Source organism: Pseudomonas sp. R2-60-08W, assembly GCF_003852335.1.
Classification (GTDB): Bacteria; Pseudomonadota; Gammaproteobacteria; order Pseudomonadales; family Pseudomonadaceae; genus Aquipseudomonas.
On sequence record NZ_CP027731.1, the window covers coordinates 4,706,138 to 4,723,502 of the forward strand.

Consider the following 17,365-nt stretch of genomic DNA (forward strand, 5'->3'; position numbering starts at 1 on the left):
CTGCGGTGTGGCTGCTGACGCTATCGGGGGCAAGCCCCCTCCCACATTTGAATTGTGAACACAGTTAACTGTGGGAGGGGGCTCCCGAGGGCGCCCTGAAGGCTGGCAGCTTAATCCCTGCTCCACCCAGGTCAAGTACTCAAATACCGCCCAATCAACGCAATCCCGCTGGCCAGCACCAACCACGTCACCAACCGCACAAACGCCTCACGGGACATGCGCATCGTCAACCGGCGCCCGCACCACAGCCCCAGGGCCATCGCCGGCAACAGGCACACCGCCAACATCAGCAAGGGCAAATCGGCATACACGCCGGCGATCAGGAACAGGCTCAGGCGCACCACCGTGCTGCAACTGATCAACGCGCTTTGCGTGGCCCGCGCCGCGTCCTTGGGCAAACGGCTGTTCAGGTAGATCGCATATAAAAAGCCGCCGCTGCCGAACAACGCCCCGAACAAGCCGCCGACCGTCCCCATGGGAATCGACCAGCCCGCCGCCAACTGCGTGGGCCGCGCCTTCACCGCCAGGCTGTAGATCGCGTATGCGCTGATAAACAGGCCCATCAACAACAGCAGCAAGTCCGAATGCAGGTTGAGCAGAAACACCACACCCAGTGTGCAACCAATCGCCATACACGGCAGCAGTCGCAGCAACTCCGGTTTGCTCACGTCCCGACGTGTTTGCAGCAAGCCACCAAAGGCTGCGACAAAATCCAACAAGACCAACAGTGGGATGATCTTCGACAACGGCATGAACAGAATCAGCACAGGCCCTGCCACCAGCGCCGTACCAAATCCGGCGATACCGAAAACGATATAGGCCACGACGATACCGAGGCCGATCACCAGCCACTCAACCGCGCCGAACGACCACTGGCCCATCAGCTCAACCACATTCATGGGCAATTCCTTGAAAGAGAATGCCGACACTTTAGTCATCCGTGAGCATTGCGCCAGTACGAAGGGGTGCGCTGGTAGAGCAATTCTGCCAAACCTTGCGCGAATGCCTATAAACTGCGGCCCATGATTAAAGATCCTTTTGCCCGACTGGGCCTGGACCGCGAAGTCCTGACTGTCAGCCAGCTCAACGGCCGCGCGCGGGTGTTGCTCGAAGACGTGTTCACCAATATCTGGGTTGAAGGCGAAATCTCCAACCTCGCCCGCCCGGCCTCCGGCCATGTGTATTTCACCCTCAAGGACAGCGGCGCCCAGGTACGTTGCGCGCTGTTTCGAAACAACGCGGCGCGGGTGCGTCAGGCGCTGAAGGATGGCCTGGCGGTGAAGGTGCGCGGCAAGGTCTCGTTGTTCGAGGGGCGTGGCGACTACCAGTTGATCCTCGACACCGTGGAGCCGGCGGGCGACGGCGCGCTGCGCCTGGCCTTCGATGCCCTGAAGGAAAAGCTCAGCGCAGAAGGCCTGTTCAGTGCCGAGCGCAAGGTGCCATTGCCGGCGCACCCTCGGCGCATCGGCATTATCAGTTCGCCGACCGGCGCGGTGATTCGCGACATCATCAGCGTATTCCGCCGACGCGCGCCGAACATTGAACTGACGTTGATTCCGACCGCCGTACAGGGCCGCGAGGCGATCGCGCAGATTGTGCGTGCGCTGAAACTCGCCGACGCCCGCGGCTTCGACGCGCTGATCCTGGCCCGTGGCGGCGGCTCGCTGGAAGACCTCTGGTGCTTCAACGAAGAAGCCGTGGCCCGCGCGATAGACGCCTGCGTCACGCCCATCGTGAGTGCCGTCGGGCATGAAACCGATGTGTCGATCAGCGATTTCGTGGCAGACGTGCGCGCGCCTACCCCGTCTGCCGCCGCTGAACTGCTGGCCCCGGACGCCAGCCACCTGGTGCGCCAAGTGGAGAACCTGCATCGCCGCCTGGTGATGTTGATGCGCAACCGCCTGAGCCACAGCCGCCTGCGCCTGGAAGGCATGGCCCGCCGCCTGCGTCACCCGGGCGAACGTCTGCGCCAGCAGGCCCAGCGCCTGGACGACCTGGACATGCGCCTGCGCCGCGCCTTCGAGCGCAGCCTCAATACCCGTCGCGAACGCTTGATCCGCCTGGAAACCCGCCTCGCCGGCCAGCACCCAGGCCGCCAGCTGGCCCTGCTGCGCCAGCGCCTGGACAGCCTCGCCGAACGCCTGCCCCGGGCCATGCGCGAGGGCCTCAAGGCGCGGCGCCTGCAGCTGCAAAGCCAGGTGCAGACACTGCAGGTGGTCAGCCCGCTGGCGACCCTCGGCCGTGGCTACAGCATCCTGCTCGACGAGCGCGGCCAGGCGATCCGCAACGCCGCGCAAACCCACACCGGCCAGCGCCTGACCGCGCGCCTCGGTGAGGGCCAACTGCAAGTGCGGGTGGAAGACAACCACCTGACACCCGTCACCCTTTCGTTACTGGATTGACCGATGCCACGTTTCCTCAGCCTGTTGATGCTCGTTTGCCTGACCTTCAATGCCCACGCCGACAGCTACATCACGCGCCTGTTGAACAAGCCGGTGCCCGGTGGCGTAGCGGTGGTGGACCTGGGGCCTGCGGCAACCGCGCCCAAGGCCACCTACCTGAACAGACCGGTGCTGGTGGTAAAAGAGCAAAACAACTGGCTGGCGATTGTAGGGATCCCACTGACGGTCAAGCCCGGCACCGAACGCATCGTCTACGGCGGGCAGCAACTGCCGTTCGTGGTGGGATTCAAGAAATACCCCGAGCAACGCATCACCTTGAAAAACAAAAGCCAGGTCAACCCGCAACCGGCGCAACTCAAACGAATCGAGGCCGAACTGGCCGTGCAGCTCAAGGCCTATCGCAGTTTCAGCCCGACTACGCCGAGCAACCTGCTGCTGGACAAGCCGGTCAACGGGCCGCTGTCGAGCAAGTTCGGGGTAAGACGTTTCTTTAATGGCGAGGAGCGCAATCCGCATTCGGGTCTGGATTTTGCCGTTGGCGCAGGTACGCCGATCAAGACCCCGGCGGCTGGCAAGGTGATCCTGACCGGCAACTACTTCTTCAACGGCAACACCGTGTTCGTCGACCATGGGCAGGGCTTTATCAGCATGTTCTGCCACATGTCGAATATCGATGTGAAAGTCGGCGACCAACTGACGCGTGGCGCGGTGGTGGGCAAGGTCGGCTCGACCGGTCGGGCAACCGGGCCGCATATGCATTGGAACGTCAGCCTTAACGACGCACGAGTCGACCCGGCGATCTTCATCGGCGCTTTCCAGCCCTGAATGGGCCAATTGCGCAGTCAATAAAGGCTGCGCAATTAAAGTCAGTCAACGCCGAGTTTTCAGCCATAAAATCTCTATTCCTACGCGAATAGCAGAACTTATCTCAATTTTTCGCGACTGCTTGCCATCTTTCACCCCGACGGTTAGGGTTGGGCTTATGAAAACCTCTCACACCCTCATTCAGCTTCGTCAGCACCGCAGCCTGTGCCTGGTCAGCGCACGACTGCCAAGCTGAATCGATCTGCCTCGTCTTAAGCTTTATCCCCAATAACAGTTCTACGGCAGGCCGCCTTTTCTCGGCCCCTACAACAAAGGATTTCCCGATGAGCATGCTCAAAGACCCGTCTTCGAAATACCGTGCGTTTCCGATCATCGATATCCCGGACCGCACCTGGCCGTCCAAAACCATCACCACTGCGCCGATCTGGTGCAGCTCGGACTTGCGTGATGGCAACCAGTCGCTGATCGAACCGATGGATGCCGCGAAAAAGCTGCGCTTCTGGAAGACCCTGGTCGCCGTCGGCGTGAAGGAAATCGAAGCGTCCTTCCCCGCCGCGTCGCAAACCGATTTCGATTTCGTACGCACCCTGATCGAAGACAACCACATCCCCGAGGACACCACCATCCAGGTGCTGACCCAGGGCCGTGAAGACTTGATCGCACGAACCTTCGAATCCCTGCGCGGGGCTAAGAAAGCCATCGTGCACTTGTACAACGCCACTTCGCCGTCGTTCCGCCGCATCGTGTTCAACCAGGACAAGGACGGCGTCAAGGCCATTGCAGTCAACGCCGCCAAACTGTTCGTCAAATACGCCGCGCAGCAGCCGCAAACCCAGTGGACCTTCGAATACTCGCCGGAGACCTTCAGCGCCACTGAGCTGGAGTTTGCCAAGGAAGTCTGTGACGCGGTGATCGAGGTGTGGAACCCGACGCCCGAGCACAAGATGATCCTCAACCTGCCGGCCACTGTTGAGTGCGCTACGCCGAACATCTATGCCGACCAGATCGAGTGGTTCGGTCGCCATATCAACCGCCGTGACAGCGTGATCATCAGCCTGCACACCCACAACGACCGTGGCACCGGCGTCGCCGCCACCGAGCTGGGCCTGATGGCCGGCGCCGATCGTGTCGAAGGCTGCCTGTTCGGCAACGGCGAGCGTACCGGTAACGTCGACCTGGTCACCGTGGCGCTGAACATGTACACCCAGGGCCTCGACCCGCAGCTGGATTTCTCCGATATCGACGGCGTGCGCAAAGTCGTCGAGGAGTGCAACCAGATCCAGGTGCACCCACGTCACCCCTACGTTGGCGACCTGGTGCACACCGCGTTCTCCGGCTCGCACCAGGATGCGATCCGCAAGGGCTTCTCCCAGCAGAAAGACGATGCGCTGTGGGAAGTGCCGTACTTGCCGATCGACCCGGCAGACATCGGCCGCAGCTACGAGGCGGTGATCCGTGTGAACAGCCAGTCGGGCAAGGGCGGTATTGCCTACCTGCTGGAGCAGGAATACGACATCAGCCTGCCACGCCGCATGCAAATAGAATTCAGCCAGGTGGTGCAGGCTGAAACCGACCGCGTCGGCCTTGAAATGACCGCACCGCAGATCTACGCCTTGCTGCAACGCGAATACTTGCAGGCCAACACCCCGTACGCGCTGGTCAGCCATCGCCTGCAGGAAGAAAACGGCAACAGCTATGTCGAAGTGGAAGTCTCCGGCAAGGGCCAAGGCGAAACCAACCTGCACTGGAAAGGCAAAGGCAACGGCGCGCTGGAAGCGCTGGTGGCGGGCTTGCCGATTGGTGTGGAGATCATGGACTACAACGAGCACGCGATTGGGGCGGGTACCAACGCCAAAGCGGCGGCGTACATCGAACTGCGCGTAAATGGCGAGCGTCCGGTGCATGGCGTGGGGATTGATGAAAACATCACCACCGCGAGCTTCAAGGCGCTGTTCAGTGCGCTGAACCGCTCGCTGAGCCAGCAGGAAGCGAAAGCGGCGTAAGCACCAGCCCTGATCATTCCCACGCTCCGCGTGGGAATGCAGCCCTGGACGCTCTGCGTCTGCCCTTAAAGTCGTGACGCGGAGCGTCACAGGAGGCGTTCCCACGCAGAGCGTGGGGACGATCTAGCCCCCGATGGCGGTCCGTCAGACAAATTGAAAGCTATCGGCATCCAGGTTCGCCGGAAAGCGCGTGCGATACGCCGCCAACTCAGCCGCATCCAGCTTCACCTGAAACACCCCATCCGCCTCCCCCGCACTCAGCAACGTCTCGCCCTGGAAGTCCAGCACCTGGCTATCGCCGGTGTAGGCAAAACCCTTGCCGTCGGTACCCACCCGATTTACCGCAGCCACATAGCACAGGTTTTCAATAGCCCTCGCCGGCAACAGTCGATTCCAATGCTGACGCCGCGCCCCCGGCCAATTGGCGGTGTAAAGCAACAAGTCGGTGTCCTGGGCATCGCGACTCCACACCGGGAAGCGCAGGTCGTAGCAAATCAACGGCCGAATACGCCAGCCCTTCAACTCGAACTGCACCTGACGTTCGCCGGGGGTGTAGTGATCGTGCTCGCCGGCCATGCGGAACAGGTGGCGCTTGTCGTAATGCAGCACCTCACCGTCAGGCCGCGCCCAGAGCAGGCGGTTACGGTGGCTGCCGTCCGCCGCCTGAATGATCACACTGCCCGTGATCACGGCGCTGTATTTCGCGGCCTGGGCCTGAAGCCAACGGTGCGTCGGGCCGTTTTCCGGTTCGGCCAGGGAAGCCGATTCCATGGAGAAACCGGTGGTGAACATTTCCGGCAATACAATCAGGTCGACGCCGCTGGCCTGCTCCAGCAACAGCTCGAAATGCTCAAGATTGGCCTGGCGGTCGTGCCACGCCAGGGTGGTTTGGATCAGGGCAATGTTCAGGTCTGGCAAGGCGCTCAAATCACGCATAGTTTTTCCGCCGCCTGTTGCAGCGTTTCCTCGCGTTTGGCAAAGCACAGGCGCACCAGGCGCTGGCCTTGGGGTGGGTTGCGGTAGAACACAGAGATAGGAATCGACGCCACGCCGTGTTCGCGGGTCATCCATTCGGACATGGCGACATCATCCAGGTCCGGGCGAATCCGGGAATAATCCACCAGTTGAAAGTAAGTCCCTGCCGATGGGCTGAAGCTGAACCGCGACGGCGCCAGCAACCGGCAGAACAGGTCGCGCTTGGCTTGGTAGAACGCCGGCAGCGCAGCCACGTGCTCCGGGTGCTCGGCCATAAAGTCGGCCAGGGCGTACTGCAACGGCGTCACGCCACAGAAACTGACGTATTGATGCACCTTGCGCAGTTCGGCAGTGAGGGCCGGCGGTGCAACCACATAGCCGGTTTTCCAGCCCGTGACGTGATAGGTCTTGCCGAACGAGCTGACCACGAACGCACGCGGGTACAGCTCCTCGTGGGCGAGCACGCTGACGTGGGGCACGTCGTCGAACACCAGGTGTTCATACACTTCATCGCTGAGCAGATAGATATCGCGTCCGCGAATCAGCTCGGCCAGTTGGTCCAGTTCCTCACGGCTGACCAGCGCGCCGCTGGGATTGTGCGGGGTATTGAGCACAATCATGCGCGTGCGCGGCGACAGCGCGGCCTTGATGCGCTCCAAGTCCAGGCTGAAATCCTGCAGGCCCAGCTGCACATGCACGCAGCGCCCGCCGGCCAGCTCTACCGAGGGCGCGTAGCTGTCGTAGCAAGGGTCGAAGATGATCACTTCGTCACCGTTGCGAATAACCGCCTGGATAGCGCAGAAAATGCCTTGGGTGGCGCCCGGCGTAATGGTTACTTCACGGTCGGCATCGACGCTGACACCGTAGCTGCGGGCAATCTTCGCCACCACCTGCTGGCGCAGCGCGGGCAAACCGCTCATCGGTGCGTATTGGTTATGGCCGTTGGCGACGTGCCGACCCACGGCGTCGAGCAAGTCTTGAGGGCCATTGAAGTCAGGAAAACCCTGGGACAGGTTGATTGCGCCGGTTTCGGCCGCCAACTGCGACATGCTGGTGAAAATGGTCGTGCCGACATTCGGCAGCTTGCTGGTGATCATGGGAGCGCCCCTCGGGTGAGCTGCAAGTTTTAAGCTTCAAGCTACAAGCTGGTCAACCGTCGCGCACAAAAAAGGGCTCGAACGGAGCCCTTTCTTGCAGCTTGTAGCTTACAACTTGGCGCTGCCGCTATTTCTTATCACGGCGCTTTTTATCGGCTTTCTTGTGATGCGTCATCATCCGACGCTTCTTGTTGACCTGGCGGTCGGTAAGGCTGTTCTTGTTGCCTTCGTATGGGTTCTCGCCGCCCTTGAACTCGATACGGATCGGCGTACCGACCAGTTTCAAGACACGGCGGTAGGTGTTTTCCAGGTAACGCACATAGGACTTGGGCACCTTCTCGATCTGGTTACCGTGGATCACGATAATCGGCGGGTTGGCACCACCCAAGTGGGCGTAACGCAGTTTGATGCGGCGGTTGTTGACCATCGGCGGCGCGTGCTCGCCCACCGCGTCTTCCAGGATCTGGGTGAGACGGTTGGTCGGCCAGCGGGTGACCGCGGACTTGAACGAGTTCTGTACGGACGCGTAGAGGTTGCCCACGCCAGTGCCGTGCAGTGCCGAGATGAAGTGGATATCGGCGAACTCAACGAAGAACAGGCGACGCTGCAGCTCGATCTTGACGAAATCGCGCTCGCTCGGCGTCATGCCGTCCCACTTGTTGATCGCGATCACCAGCGCACGACCGGCTTCCAGGGCGAAGCCCAGCAGGTTCAGGTCGTGGTCCACTACGCCTTCGCGGGCGTCCATCACGAAGATCACCACGTTGGCGTCTTTGATCGCCTGCAGGGTTTTGACCACGGAGAATTTTTCAACTTCTTCGTGGATCTTGCCGCGCTTGCGCACACCGGCGGTGTCGATCAGCGTGTACTTCTCGTCGTTACGCTCGAACGGGATGTAGATGCTGTCGCGGGTGGTGCCGGGTTCGTCATAGACGATTACCCGGTCTTCACCGAGCATACGGTTGACCAGGGTAGACTTGCCGACGTTAGGGCGGCCGATGATGGCGATCTTGATACCGTCTTTTTCGCTCGGGCCAGGAATGCGCTTGGCTTCCTCGCCTTCGGCGACGATCTCCTCCTCACCCTCCTCTTCCTCATCGTCATCCTTGGGAAAGGTGCTGAGGGCAATTTCCAGCATCTGCGTGATGCCACGACCGTGGGCACCGGCAACCGGGATCGCATCGCCCAGGCCCATCGGGCTGAATTCGGCACGGGCCGCCTCAGGATCGATGTTATCGATCTTGTTCGCGACCAGGTAGGAACGCTTGTTGCGCTTGCGCAGGTGCTCGCCAATCATCTGGTCGGCAGCGGTGTAGCCCGCACGGGCGTCCACCAGGAACAACACGACATCGGCTTCTTCAATGGCCAGCAGCGACTGCTCGGCCATTTTTTCATCCATGCCATGTTCGTCACCGGAGATACCACCGGTGTCGACAATAATGTAGGAGCGCCCTTGCCACTTTGCCTCACCGTATTGGCGATCACGGGTAAGACCGGACAAGTCGCCGACGATGGCGTCGCGAGTCCTGGTCAGGCGGTTGAACAAGGTGGACTTGCCGACGTTAGGTCGGCCCACCAGGGCAATTACGGGAACCATGCGGCTCTCCACTTCGTTATTTCAGAAAATACAAAAGCCGCTGCAGGGCAGCGGCTGGTGCTCGACTGTAGGAGCGAGCTTGCTCGCGAAAAACGCAAAGGCTCCGCGTTTGTTCAGACAGCACGCGTCATCGTTGACGATTTTTCGCGAGCAAGCTCGCTCCTACAGGTGAAGCTGCCAGAGGGCTAAGCCCCCAAGCATAGTTCTTACTTTATGGTCAGGGCTTCCAGCTTGCCGCTGTTGCCATACACATAAAGCATGTTACCCACCACCAGCGGACGCGCACGCAAGCCGTCGCTGTCGATACGCTCGCGACCTACAAAGCGACCGTCCACCTGGCTCAGCAGATGCAGGTAGCCTTCGAAGTCACCGACCGCTACGTAGCTGGAAAAGACTTCCGGGGCCGACAGTTGACGGCGAGCCAGGGAGTCGTTGCTCCACAGTGCCGTGGTGGAACGCTCGTCGACACTTTCAACGGTGCCGGACGCCAGGCTCACATAGACGCTGCCAAACCCTTGGGCGACACCGGCGTAGCTGGAAGCATCACGCTGCCAGTTGACCCGACCGCTCTGCAGGTCCAGTGCCGCGACACGGCCCTGATACGTGGCGACGTAGAGGGTCTCGCCGGACAGCAACAGGCCGCCGTCGATGTCCACCACGCGATCCAGCTCGGAGCGACCTTGCGGGATAGCCACACGAGTTTCCCAGGCAGGCACGCCATTCTGGGTATTCAGGGCGACCACTTTACCGGTCGACAGGCCCGCAACGGCCAGATTGTTGGTCACAATCGGACCGCTGGTACCGCGCAAGGTCAACACCGCCGGGGTGCTGTCGTACAACCAGCGCTGGTTGCCGGTAGTCGCATCCAGACCGATCACGCGGTCATCCTGGGTTTGCACCACGACGACATCGCCGTTGGTGGCAGGCGGTGCGAGGACTTCACTGGTCACGCGAGCGCGCCATTTCTCTTCACCGGTGCTGGAATCCAGGGCCACGACCTCACCCTTGAGCGTGCCGAGCATGACCATGCCGTAACCCACGCCTACGGCGCCGGAAACAGGCAACTCAAGGTCTTTCTTCCACTTCACGTCACCGGTCATGCGGTCCATGGAGGTCACGATGCCAGTGACGTCAGCGGCCACAATGTTGTCACCGTCAATTGCCGGTACCAGCATGTTGTAGGTTTCACCCTGACCGTCACCGATGGAGCGGCTCCACTGCTTTTGCAGGACCACTTCTTCCTTGAAGCTGGTCAGCTCCGCAGGCGGCAGTTCTTTTTTACTGTTGCTGCTGCAACCCGCGGCCAGAACGGCCAGAGCCAGCAATGCTGCATGTTTCCAACGGATCACGTCACGCATCCCCTTTGGCCAAGTCGTCCAGCTTGATTTGTAAGCCACCGACCGCCGCTTCATCAGACAGCGCCGCCTTGGCTTTTTGGTACGCAGCATTGGCTTCGTCGGTACGGCCCAATTGGACCAACAGGTCGCCCTTGAGCTCTTCGCGAGTGGCTACAAATGCCTTGTCAGCATCGCCGTCGAGCAGTTTGAGTGCTTCGTCAGCCTTGTTCTGTGCCGCCAACACCTGTGCCAGGCGCTGACGTGCGATTTCACCCAGGGTCGGGTTGGTCGGTTTGTCGGCGATGGCCTTGAGCTCAGTGGCTGCATCATCGAGCTTGCCGGTATCGACCGCGACTTTCGCGACGAACAGGCTGCCGTACTGCGCGTAGGCAGTACCGCCAAATTCGTTCTTCAGCTTGCCGGCCAGGTCTGCCACTTGGGCAGGGTCGGGCTTGCCGTCCGGCGTCAGGGTAGTTCCCAGCAACTGCTGATAAACGATCGAGGCGCCCTGGGACTGGTTGGCCTGATACTTGGTCCAGGCCTGCCAGCCGAACACCACCACTAAAGCCAGCAGACCGCCAGTAACCAGGGGCTTGCCGTTACGCTGCCACCAGTCCTTGAACTCGGCCAGTTGCTCATCATCAGTACTCGACACCCCAATACTCCTTAATCGCTAAATTCGGCTGTTCGACAGCTTCAACCCTGCACGACGCAGGTGGCCAGGTGCGCAGCGAGCGCATCAAAGGCAATGTTCTGTTGTTCGCCCTGACCACGCAGGGGTTTGAAACCTATCACTTGCTGGGCCAATTCGTCATCGCCGAGGATCAGCGCATACAACGCGCCGCTCTTGTCGGCCTTCTTGAACTGGCTCTTGAAGCTACCCGCACCGGCATTGATCTGCAGACGCAGGTTCGGCAGCTGGTCGCGCACTTTTTCGCTCAGGGCCAACGCAGCCAGTTCGGCGGCCTCGCCAAAAGCACAAAGATACACGTCCACCTGACGGGAAATCTCTTCGGGCACTTGCTCCAGGGTCTCCAGCAGCAGGATCAGCCTCTCGATGCCCATGGCGAAACCCACGCCTGCGGTCGGCTTGCCGCCCATTTGCTCGACCAGGCCGTCGTAACGACCACCGGCACACACGGTGCCTTGGGCGCCGAGTTTGTCGGTGACCCATTCGAACACGGTCTTGCTGTAGTAATCGAGGCCGCGCACCAGCTTCGGGTTGATCACATACGGGATACCCGCCGCATCCAGGCGAGCCTTGAGGCCCTCGAAGTGCGTGCGGGATTCTTCGTCCAGGTAATCGGCCATTTTCGGCGCATCGAGCAGCACGGCCTGGGTGTCGGCGTTCTTGGTATCAAGCACGCGCAACGGGTTGGTCTTCAGGCGGCGCTGGCTGTCTTCGTCCAATTTATCCAGGTGGGCAGACAGGTACTCCACCAGGGCGACCCGGTAGCGGCCACGGGACTCACTGGTGCCCAGGCTGTTGAGTTCGAGCTTGACCGCGTCGCGGATGCCCAACTGGCCCCACAGGCGCCAGGTCAGCACGATCAGTTCGGCGTCAATGTCCGGACCGTCCAGGTTGAAGACTTCACAGCCGATCTGGTGGAACTGGCGATAACGGCCTTTCTGCGGACGCTCGTGGCGGAACATCGGGCCGATGTACCACAGTTTCTGGGTCTGGCCGCCACCAGTGATGCCATGCTCCAGCACTGCGCGAACGCACGCGGCGGTGCCTTCCGGACGCAGGGTCAGGGAGTCGCCGTTACGGTCTTCAAAGGTGTACATCTCTTTTTCGACGATGTCGGTCACTTCACCGATGGAGCGCTTGAACAGCTCGGTGAATTCAACGATCGGCATACGAATCTGCTTGTAACCGTAGTTATCCAGCAGGCGCGCGACCGTGCTCTCGAAATAGCGCCACAGTGGCGTCTGCTCCGGCAGGATGTCGTTCATGCCACGAATGGCTTGCAGAGACTTGCTCACATCAAATCCTTAAATTCGTTCAATCAGCCGCGAGCGATCAGCGCTGCATCAGCGGCGACCTTTTCGGCCGCTTTCTGGCGGATCAGCTTTTCCAGCTCATCCACCAGATTGTCATTCGTCAATTTCTGCGACGGCTTGCCGTCGATATAAATCAGGTTCGGGGTACCGCCGGTCAAGCCCACATGTGCCTCTTTGGCTTCGCCCGGTCCGTTGACCACGCAACCGATCACCGCCACATCCAGCGGCACCAGCAGGTCTTCGAGACGCAACTCCAGGTCGTTCATGGTTTTCACCACGTCGAAGTTCTGCCGCGAGCAGCTCGGACAGGCAATGAAGTTGATGCCACGGGAACGCAAACGCAGGGATTTGAGAATGTCGTAACCGACCTTCACTTCCTCTACGGGGTCTGCCGCCAGGGAGATGCGGATAGTATCGCCAATCCCTTCGGCGAGCAGCATACCGAGACCCACCGCAGATTTCACTGTGCCTGAGCGTAAACCGCCCGCTTCAGTGATGCCCAGGTGCAGTGGCTGTACGATTTCCTTGGCCAGCAGGCGGTAGGCTTCTACGGCCATGAACACGTCGGAAGCCTTTACGCTGACCTTGAAGTCCTGGAAATTCAGGCGTTCGAGGTGCTCAACGTGGCGCAGGGCCGACTCGACCAGCGCTGCCGGGGTAGGCTCGCCGTATTTTTTTTGCAGGTCTTTTTCCAGCGACCCGGCATTAACGCCGATGCGGATGGGGATGCCGCGATCACGGGCCGCATCGACCACAGCGCGCACACGGTCTTCACGACCGATGTTGCCCGGGTTGATGCGCAGGCAGTCCACGCCCAGTTCGGCTACGCGCAACGCAATCTTGTAGTCGAAGTGAATGTCGGCAACCAGTGGCACCTTGACCAATTGCTTGATACGGCCGAACGCTTCAGCAGCGTCCATGTCCGGTACGGAAACCCGCACGATGTCCACGCCGGCCGCTTCCAGACGATTGATCTGGGCGACGGTGGCAGCCACGTCATTGGTGTCGCTGTTGGTCATGCTCTGCACCGCGATGGGGGCATCGCCGCCCACCGGCACCGAGCCGACCCAGATCTTGCGCGATACGCGACGTTTGATTGGAGATTCGCCGTGCATGACTATTGTCCCAACTTGAGGCGAGCTGTCTCGCCACTGGTGAACGGCGCCACGTCCACAGGCTGGCCGTTGTAGGCCACTTGCGCGCCACGGGCGAAGCCCAGACGCAGCGTCAGAGGAGGCTTGCCGCCCTGGTCAAGCGTATCTCCCTTACGCTTGAGACCGCTGAACAGCACTTTGCCGTTGCCATCGGTGACTTGCGTCCAGCAGTCGGCAACGAAGGTGATCTGTACGCGCCCGTCACCAGCGATCAACGCAGGCGTGGTGGGCGGCGAGATGGCTGGCGCAGTCGGTGCGGCTGGCGCTGGCGCCTGTGCCGGAGCGGCTGCAGCAGGGGCCTGGGCGACAGGCGATGCTGGGGCCGGAGCAGGTACGGTCGCAGTGGCAGCAGGTGCGCTGGCGGCGTCTGGAGCCGGCTGTTCGACGGGGGCAGACGCTTCTGGGGCAGCTTGTGATTCGGCAACCGCCTGGTCTTCCGGCTCATCCAGCGGATGAATCTGCGTGGTGCCGTCGGCGCTTTCGACTTCGACGTGTTCCAAGGCGTTGCTGGTCAGGTCTTTATTGCGCTGGGAGGCCTGGTCTTGCCACCAGACGAAGCCACCGCCGATCACCGCAATCAACAGCAACAGGCTGACGATGCGCAAAATCGTGTGGGAAACCCGAGTGGGCTCTTCGATACGCCCAAGGCCATGGACGTTACTGCCCTGGGAGTCGGTGCCGGTGTACTGGTCGAACGCCTGGACCAACGCGGTCTGGTCGATGCCCAGCAATTTGGCATAGGCGCGGATATAGCCGCGGGCAAACGTGTGCCCAGGCAGTTTGTCGAACGCGCCAGCCTCGAGGTTGGCCAGGGAGGTGCTGGTCAAATTGAGCTTGAGGGCCACTTCCGCCAGCGACCAACCATTGCTTTCGCGGGCCTGACGCAAGGTCTCGCCTGGGTTGACGCGATTAGCTGCTACAACTTCCGGGTGCGCGGCTTTCATCATTGCTCCGACAGGTATTGCTGATATTCCGGCGTACCGGGATAGAGTCGTTCGAGTTGCTGGCCAAAACGTGCGGCCGTGTCGCGTTCCTCATGAACCGTCGCCAGGCGCACACCGAGCAACAGACTACGTGCATTGTGCCCGCTGAGCCGGCTGAAACGCTCGTAATAGTCGCGTGCCGGCACATAATGCCTGTCTTCGTAAGACAACTCAGCCATTTCAAGCAAAGCGCGTGGCTGGCGAGCGTTCAGAAGCAGGGCTTTTTCCAGTTGCTGGCGCGCAAGCTCGCGCTGGCCGAGGTGTACCGACGTCACCCCAAGGTTCTCGAAGACGCGCGAACGCTCAGGATAAAGGGTATCGGTACTGGCCTGCCGGAAATAAACGGCTGCCTGCTCATAACGCTTCTGCTCGAACAGGAAACTGCCGTAGTTGTTCAGCAACCGGGCGTCGCCAGGACGGGAAGCCAGCGCCTTGGTGAAATACTGATCGGCCAACTCGGGCTCGGCCTGCGCCTTGAACACCAGCGCCAGCGCGGCATTGGCATCAGCATCATCGGCCTCCAGCTCGAGGGCCTTTTTCAAGGGCACCTTGGCCTGCTCGTTCATGCCTTGTTGCAGATAGCCCAAGCCCAGTTGCACATAGGCCGCTCGCGCCGCGTCACGGCCCTTGCCGGTTTGCAAAGGGCTGTCATGGCCCGATGAAACACAACCGGTCGCGAGACCGGTAACAAGCAAAAGCAGCGCAAGGCGCAAGGGCATAGAGGTCCTCTCTCAGTTTCGATTTGCAGCGCTTTGCGGTGCATCGTCGGCGGCGCTCAATTCCCGCACGGCGATGTAGCGCTCACTGCGACGGGTGCGATCCAGCACCTGCCCTACCAATTGGCCACAGGCGGCGTCGATATCTTCACCGCGGGTGGTGCGGACGGTGACGTTGTAGCCGGCCTGGTGCAGTTGATCCTGGAAACGGCGGATGGCGTTGTTGCTCGGCCGCTCGTAGCCAGAATGGGGAAACGGGTTGAACGGAATCAGGTTGATCTTGCACGGGGTGTTCTTGAGCAGCTCGATCATCTCGACCGCGTGCTCGACCTTGTCGTTGATGTCCTTGAGCATGGTGTACTCAATGGTCAGCACACGCTTCTCGCCCAAAGTCGCCATGTAGCGCTGGCAAGATTCGAGCAGCATCTTAAGCGGATACTTCTTGTTGATCGGCACCAATTGGTTACGCAATGCGTCATTCGGTGCGTGCAGCGACAACGCCAGGGAAACGTCGATGTGCTTGGCCAGCTCATCGATCATCGGGACCACGCCGGAGGTCGACAGGGTCACACGGCGCTTGGAAATGCCGTAGCCCAGGTCGTCCATCATCAGGTGCATGGCCGCAATCACGTTGTCGAAGTTCAGCAGCGGTTCACCCATGCCCATCATCACCACGTTGGTGATGGCACGGTCGACGGTCGCCGGGACGCTGCCAAAGGATTTGTTGGCAATCCACACCTGGCCGATGACTTCGGCGGCGGTGAGGTTGCTATTGAAGCCTTGCTTGCCGGTGGAGCAGAAACTGCAGTCCAGGGCACAGCCTGCCTGGGACGAAACGCATAAGGTGCCGCGCTTGCCCTGGGGAATGTACACGGTCTCGACGCAGCTGCCGGACGCCACGCGCACCACCCACTTACGGGTGCCATCGGTGGAGATGTCTTCGCTGACTACTTCAGGACCACGCACCTCAGCAATAGCCTTTAGCTTATCGCGCAAGGCCTTGCTGACGTTCGTCATGGCGTCGAAATCGTCGACGCCAAAGTGGTGAATCCACTTCATTACCTGACCGGCACGGAAACGCTTCTCCCCGATTGAGTCGAAGAATTTCTCCATTTCCGGCTGAGTCAGACCCAGCAGGTTGGTTTTAACAGTCGATGTTGTCATGGATTCACCCTCACTCTTTAAGCCGATGCTTAGCGAGCGGTTACTTCGGTAGCTGCGAAGAAGTACGAGATTTCGCGAGCAGCAGCGGCTTCGGAGTCCGAACCGTGTACAGCGTTAGCGTCGATGGATTCAGCGAAGTCAGCACGGATGGTGCCGGCAGCAGCTTCTTTAGGGTTGGTAGCGCCCATCAGCTCACGGTTCAGAGCGATAGCGTTTTCGCCTTCCAGAACCTGAACAACAACAGGACCGGAGATCATGAAGGCAACCAGGTCGCCGAAAAAGCCACGAGCGCTGTGCTCAGCGTAGAAGCCTTCAGCTTCAGCCTTGGACAGTTGCTTGAGTTTCGAAGCTACAACCTTCAGGCCGGCTTTTTCGAAACGAGTGGTGATCTCGCCGATGACGTTTTTTGCAACAGCGTCAGGCTTGATGATGGAGAAAGTACGTTGAACAGCCATGGTGTAACTCCAGAAACGGTAATTTACGAAAAATTAAACCCGCGAATTATACGCGGGTTATTGGGTATTGCCTAACTGCGTAAAAAGGCGGCTCAGTCGTCTGCTTCTTCGATCCACAGACCTTGAATCGCCTCCAGAACCTTTTCGCCACCCCGGTCCGGGATGTCGTCGAATTCCGGCAGCGCCATCACGAGGTTGCGCAGCTTGACGAAGTTCACTGCCAGAGGATTGACCTCAGGATGAGCTTCAGCAAGTTGTATAGCGATTTCTTGTACATCAACCCATTTCAGGCTCATGACATTTCCTTGAATCAATGCGGCGCTTCGGCCGCATGGTTGAGCGAATATTTCGGGATTTCGACCGTAATGTCTTCAGTGCCGACCTTGGCCTGACAGCTTAGGCGAGAAGTCGCTTCCAGGCCCCAGGCGCGGTCAAGAAAGTCCTCTTCCAGCTCATCGGCCTCTTCCAGGCTGTTGAAGCCTTCGCGGATGATGCAGTGGCAGGTGGTGCAGGCACACACACCGCCGCAGGCGCTCTCGATCTCGATGTGGTTGTCGTGGGCGACTTCAAGGATGGACTTGCCGGTCTCAGCCTCCACGACCATACCGTCCGGGCAATGCTCGGCGTGTGGCAGAAAAATGATCTGCGGCATC

General features: G+C 60.3%; 17 protein-coding genes. 3 read left to right on the forward strand and 14 right to left on the reverse strand.

Features of this window, described 5'->3' with window-relative positions; genetic code table 11:
* Positions 1–131 precede the first annotated feature (131 nt).
* A complete protein-coding gene (locus C4J90_RS21425) occupies positions 132–899 on the reverse strand; it encodes a sulfite exporter TauE/SafE family protein (RefSeq protein WP_124364283.1) in 768 nt (255 codons plus the stop codon).
* Positions 900–1,022: 123 nt separating this feature from the next.
* Here C4J90_RS21425 and xseA point away from each other — a divergent pair, with 123 nt between their 5' ends.
* From xseA to leuA, 3 genes are all read left to right on the forward strand, one after another.
* The gene (gene xseA, locus C4J90_RS21430) at positions 1,023–2,402 is read left to right on the forward strand and encodes an exodeoxyribonuclease VII large subunit (protein WP_124364284.1); all 1,380 of its coding nucleotides are present in this window, start codon (positions 1,023–1,025) and stop codon (positions 2,400–2,402) included.
* Positions 2,403–2,405: 3 nt separating this feature from the next.
* Positions 2,406–3,227, forward strand: a complete 822-nt coding sequence (locus tag C4J90_RS21435; RefSeq protein ID WP_124420767.1) for a peptidoglycan DD-metalloendopeptidase family protein — start codon at positions 2,406–2,408, stop codon at positions 3,225–3,227.
* Positions 3,228–3,550: 323 nt separating this feature from the next.
* Positions 3,551–5,230, forward strand: coding sequence for a 2-isopropylmalate synthase (gene leuA / locus C4J90_RS21445; protein WP_124364287.1), 1,680 nt, complete (start codon positions 3,551–3,553; stop codon positions 5,228–5,230).
* 144 nt (positions 5,231–5,374) lie between these two features.
* Here leuA and C4J90_RS21450 read toward each other — a convergent pair whose 3' ends face one another.
* The 13 genes from C4J90_RS21450 to fdx form a co-directional block, all read right to left on the reverse strand.
* A complete protein-coding gene (locus C4J90_RS21450; protein ID WP_124415533.1) occupies positions 5,375–6,166 on the reverse strand; it encodes an amidohydrolase in 792 nt (263 codons plus the stop codon).
* Positions 6,154–7,302: a pyridoxal phosphate-dependent aminotransferase gene (locus C4J90_RS21455; protein ID WP_124364289.1), complete on the reverse strand. Its 1,149-nt coding sequence runs from the start codon at positions 7,300–7,302 to the stop codon at positions 6,154–6,156. Before C4J90_RS21455 ends, C4J90_RS21450 begins: the two co-directional genes overlap by 13 nt.
* A gap of 127 nt (positions 7,303–7,429) precedes the next feature.
* Positions 7,430–8,899: a ribosome biogenesis GTPase Der gene (der, locus tag C4J90_RS21460; protein ID WP_124364290.1), complete on the reverse strand. Its 1,470-nt coding sequence runs from the start codon at positions 8,897–8,899 to the stop codon at positions 7,430–7,432.
* Positions 8,900–9,105: 206 nt separating this feature from the next.
* On the reverse strand, positions 9,106–10,257 hold the full coding sequence (gene bamB, locus C4J90_RS21465; protein WP_124364291.1) for an outer membrane protein assembly factor BamB: 1,152 nt from the start codon (positions 10,255–10,257) through the stop codon (positions 9,106–9,108).
* The gene (locus C4J90_RS21470) at positions 10,250–10,891 is read right to left on the reverse strand and encodes a tetratricopeptide repeat protein (protein WP_124420768.1); all 642 of its coding nucleotides are present in this window, start codon (positions 10,889–10,891) and stop codon (positions 10,250–10,252) included. Before C4J90_RS21470 ends, bamB begins: the two co-directional genes overlap by 8 nt.
* Before the next feature lie 41 nt (positions 10,892–10,932).
* Positions 10,933–12,222, reverse strand: a complete 1,290-nt coding sequence (hisS, locus tag C4J90_RS21475) for a histidine--tRNA ligase (RefSeq protein WP_124368255.1) — start codon at positions 12,220–12,222, stop codon at positions 10,933–10,935.
* Between the two features lie 23 nt (positions 12,223–12,245).
* Positions 12,246–13,355 carry a flavodoxin-dependent (E)-4-hydroxy-3-methylbut-2-enyl-diphosphate synthase gene (gene ispG / locus C4J90_RS21480; RefSeq protein WP_122720285.1) on the reverse strand — a complete coding sequence of 370 codons (1,110 nt, stop codon included), beginning with the start codon at positions 13,353–13,355 and terminating at the stop codon, positions 12,246–12,248.
* 2 nt (positions 13,356–13,357) lie between these two features.
* Positions 13,358–14,338, reverse strand: coding sequence for a RodZ family helix-turn-helix domain-containing protein (locus C4J90_RS21485; protein WP_124420769.1), 981 nt, complete (start codon positions 14,336–14,338; stop codon positions 13,358–13,360).
* The gene (pilW, locus tag C4J90_RS21490) at positions 14,338–15,096 is read right to left on the reverse strand and encodes a type IV pilus biogenesis/stability protein PilW (protein WP_124420770.1); all 759 of its coding nucleotides are present in this window, start codon (positions 15,094–15,096) and stop codon (positions 14,338–14,340) included. Before pilW ends, C4J90_RS21485 begins: the two co-directional genes overlap by 1 nt.
* Before the next feature lie 12 nt (positions 15,097–15,108).
* The gene (rlmN, locus tag C4J90_RS21495) at positions 15,109–16,257 is read right to left on the reverse strand and encodes a 23S rRNA (adenine(2503)-C(2))-methyltransferase RlmN (protein WP_124371765.1); all 1,149 of its coding nucleotides are present in this window, start codon (positions 16,255–16,257) and stop codon (positions 15,109–15,111) included.
* A gap of 29 nt (positions 16,258–16,286) precedes the next feature.
* Positions 16,287–16,712: a nucleoside-diphosphate kinase gene (gene ndk, locus C4J90_RS21500; RefSeq protein WP_003175956.1), complete on the reverse strand. Its 426-nt coding sequence runs from the start codon at positions 16,710–16,712 to the stop codon at positions 16,287–16,289.
* Between the two features lie 92 nt (positions 16,713–16,804).
* Entirely contained in the window at positions 16,805–17,008 is a 204-nt protein-coding gene (gene iscX, locus C4J90_RS21505) for a Fe-S cluster assembly protein IscX (protein ID WP_124420771.1), read from the reverse strand.
* A gap of 14 nt (positions 17,009–17,022) precedes the next feature.
* Positions 17,023–17,364: an ISC system 2Fe-2S type ferredoxin gene (gene fdx / locus C4J90_RS21510; RefSeq protein WP_057723961.1), complete on the reverse strand. Its 342-nt coding sequence runs from the start codon at positions 17,362–17,364 to the stop codon at positions 17,023–17,025.
* Between the last annotated feature and the right edge of the window lies 1 nt (position 17,365).

What these genes read in the sequence shown, in the direction of transcription:
- der (WP_124364290.1), bottom strand. Translation starts at nt 8,899, where the DNA reads ATGGTTCCCGTAATTGCCCTGGTGGGCCGACCTAACGTCGGCAAGTCC.
- ispG (WP_122720285.1), bottom strand. Translation starts at nt 13,355, where the DNA reads ATGCACGGCGAATCTCCAATCAAACGTCGCGTATCGCGCAAGATCTGG.
- C4J90_RS21425 (WP_124364283.1), bottom strand. Translation starts at nt 899, where the DNA reads ATGAATGTGGTTGAGCTGATGGGCCAGTGGTCGTTCGGCGCGGTTGAG.
- C4J90_RS21435 (WP_124420767.1), top strand. Translation starts at nt 2,406, where the DNA reads ATGCCACGTTTCCTCAGCCTGTTGATGCTCGTTTGCCTGACCTTCAAT.
- C4J90_RS21450 (WP_124415533.1), bottom strand. Translation starts at nt 6,166, where the DNA reads ATGCGTGATTTGAGCGCCTTGCCAGACCTGAACATTGCCCTGATCCAA.
- C4J90_RS21455 (WP_124364289.1), bottom strand. Translation starts at nt 7,302, where the DNA reads ATGATCACCAGCAAGCTGCCGAATGTCGGCACGACCATTTTCACCAGC.
- leuA (WP_124364287.1), top strand. Translation starts at nt 3,551, where the DNA reads ATGAGCATGCTCAAAGACCCGTCTTCGAAATACCGTGCGTTTCCGATC.
- fdx (WP_057723961.1), bottom strand. Translation starts at nt 17,364, where the DNA reads ATGCCGCAGATCATTTTTCTGCCACACGCCGAGCATTGCCCGGACGGT.
- ndk (WP_003175956.1), bottom strand. Translation starts at nt 16,712, where the DNA reads ATGGCTGTTCAACGTACTTTCTCCATCATCAAGCCTGACGCTGTTGCA.
- rlmN (WP_124371765.1), bottom strand. Translation starts at nt 16,257, where the DNA reads ATGACAACATCGACTGTTAAAACCAACCTGCTGGGTCTGACTCAGCCG.
- xseA (WP_124364284.1), top strand. Translation starts at nt 1,023, where the DNA reads ATGATTAAAGATCCTTTTGCCCGACTGGGCCTGGACCGCGAAGTCCTG.
- C4J90_RS21485 (WP_124420769.1), bottom strand. Translation starts at nt 14,338, where the DNA reads ATGAAAGCCGCGCACCCGGAAGTTGTAGCAGCTAATCGCGTCAACCCA.
- bamB (WP_124364291.1), bottom strand. Translation starts at nt 10,257, where the DNA reads ATGCGTGACGTGATCCGTTGGAAACATGCAGCATTGCTGGCTCTGGCC.
- pilW (WP_124420770.1), bottom strand. Translation starts at nt 15,096, where the DNA reads ATGCCCTTGCGCCTTGCGCTGCTTTTGCTTGTTACCGGTCTCGCGACC.
- iscX (WP_124420771.1), bottom strand. Translation starts at nt 17,008, where the DNA reads ATGAGCCTGAAATGGGTTGATGTACAAGAAATCGCTATACAACTTGCT.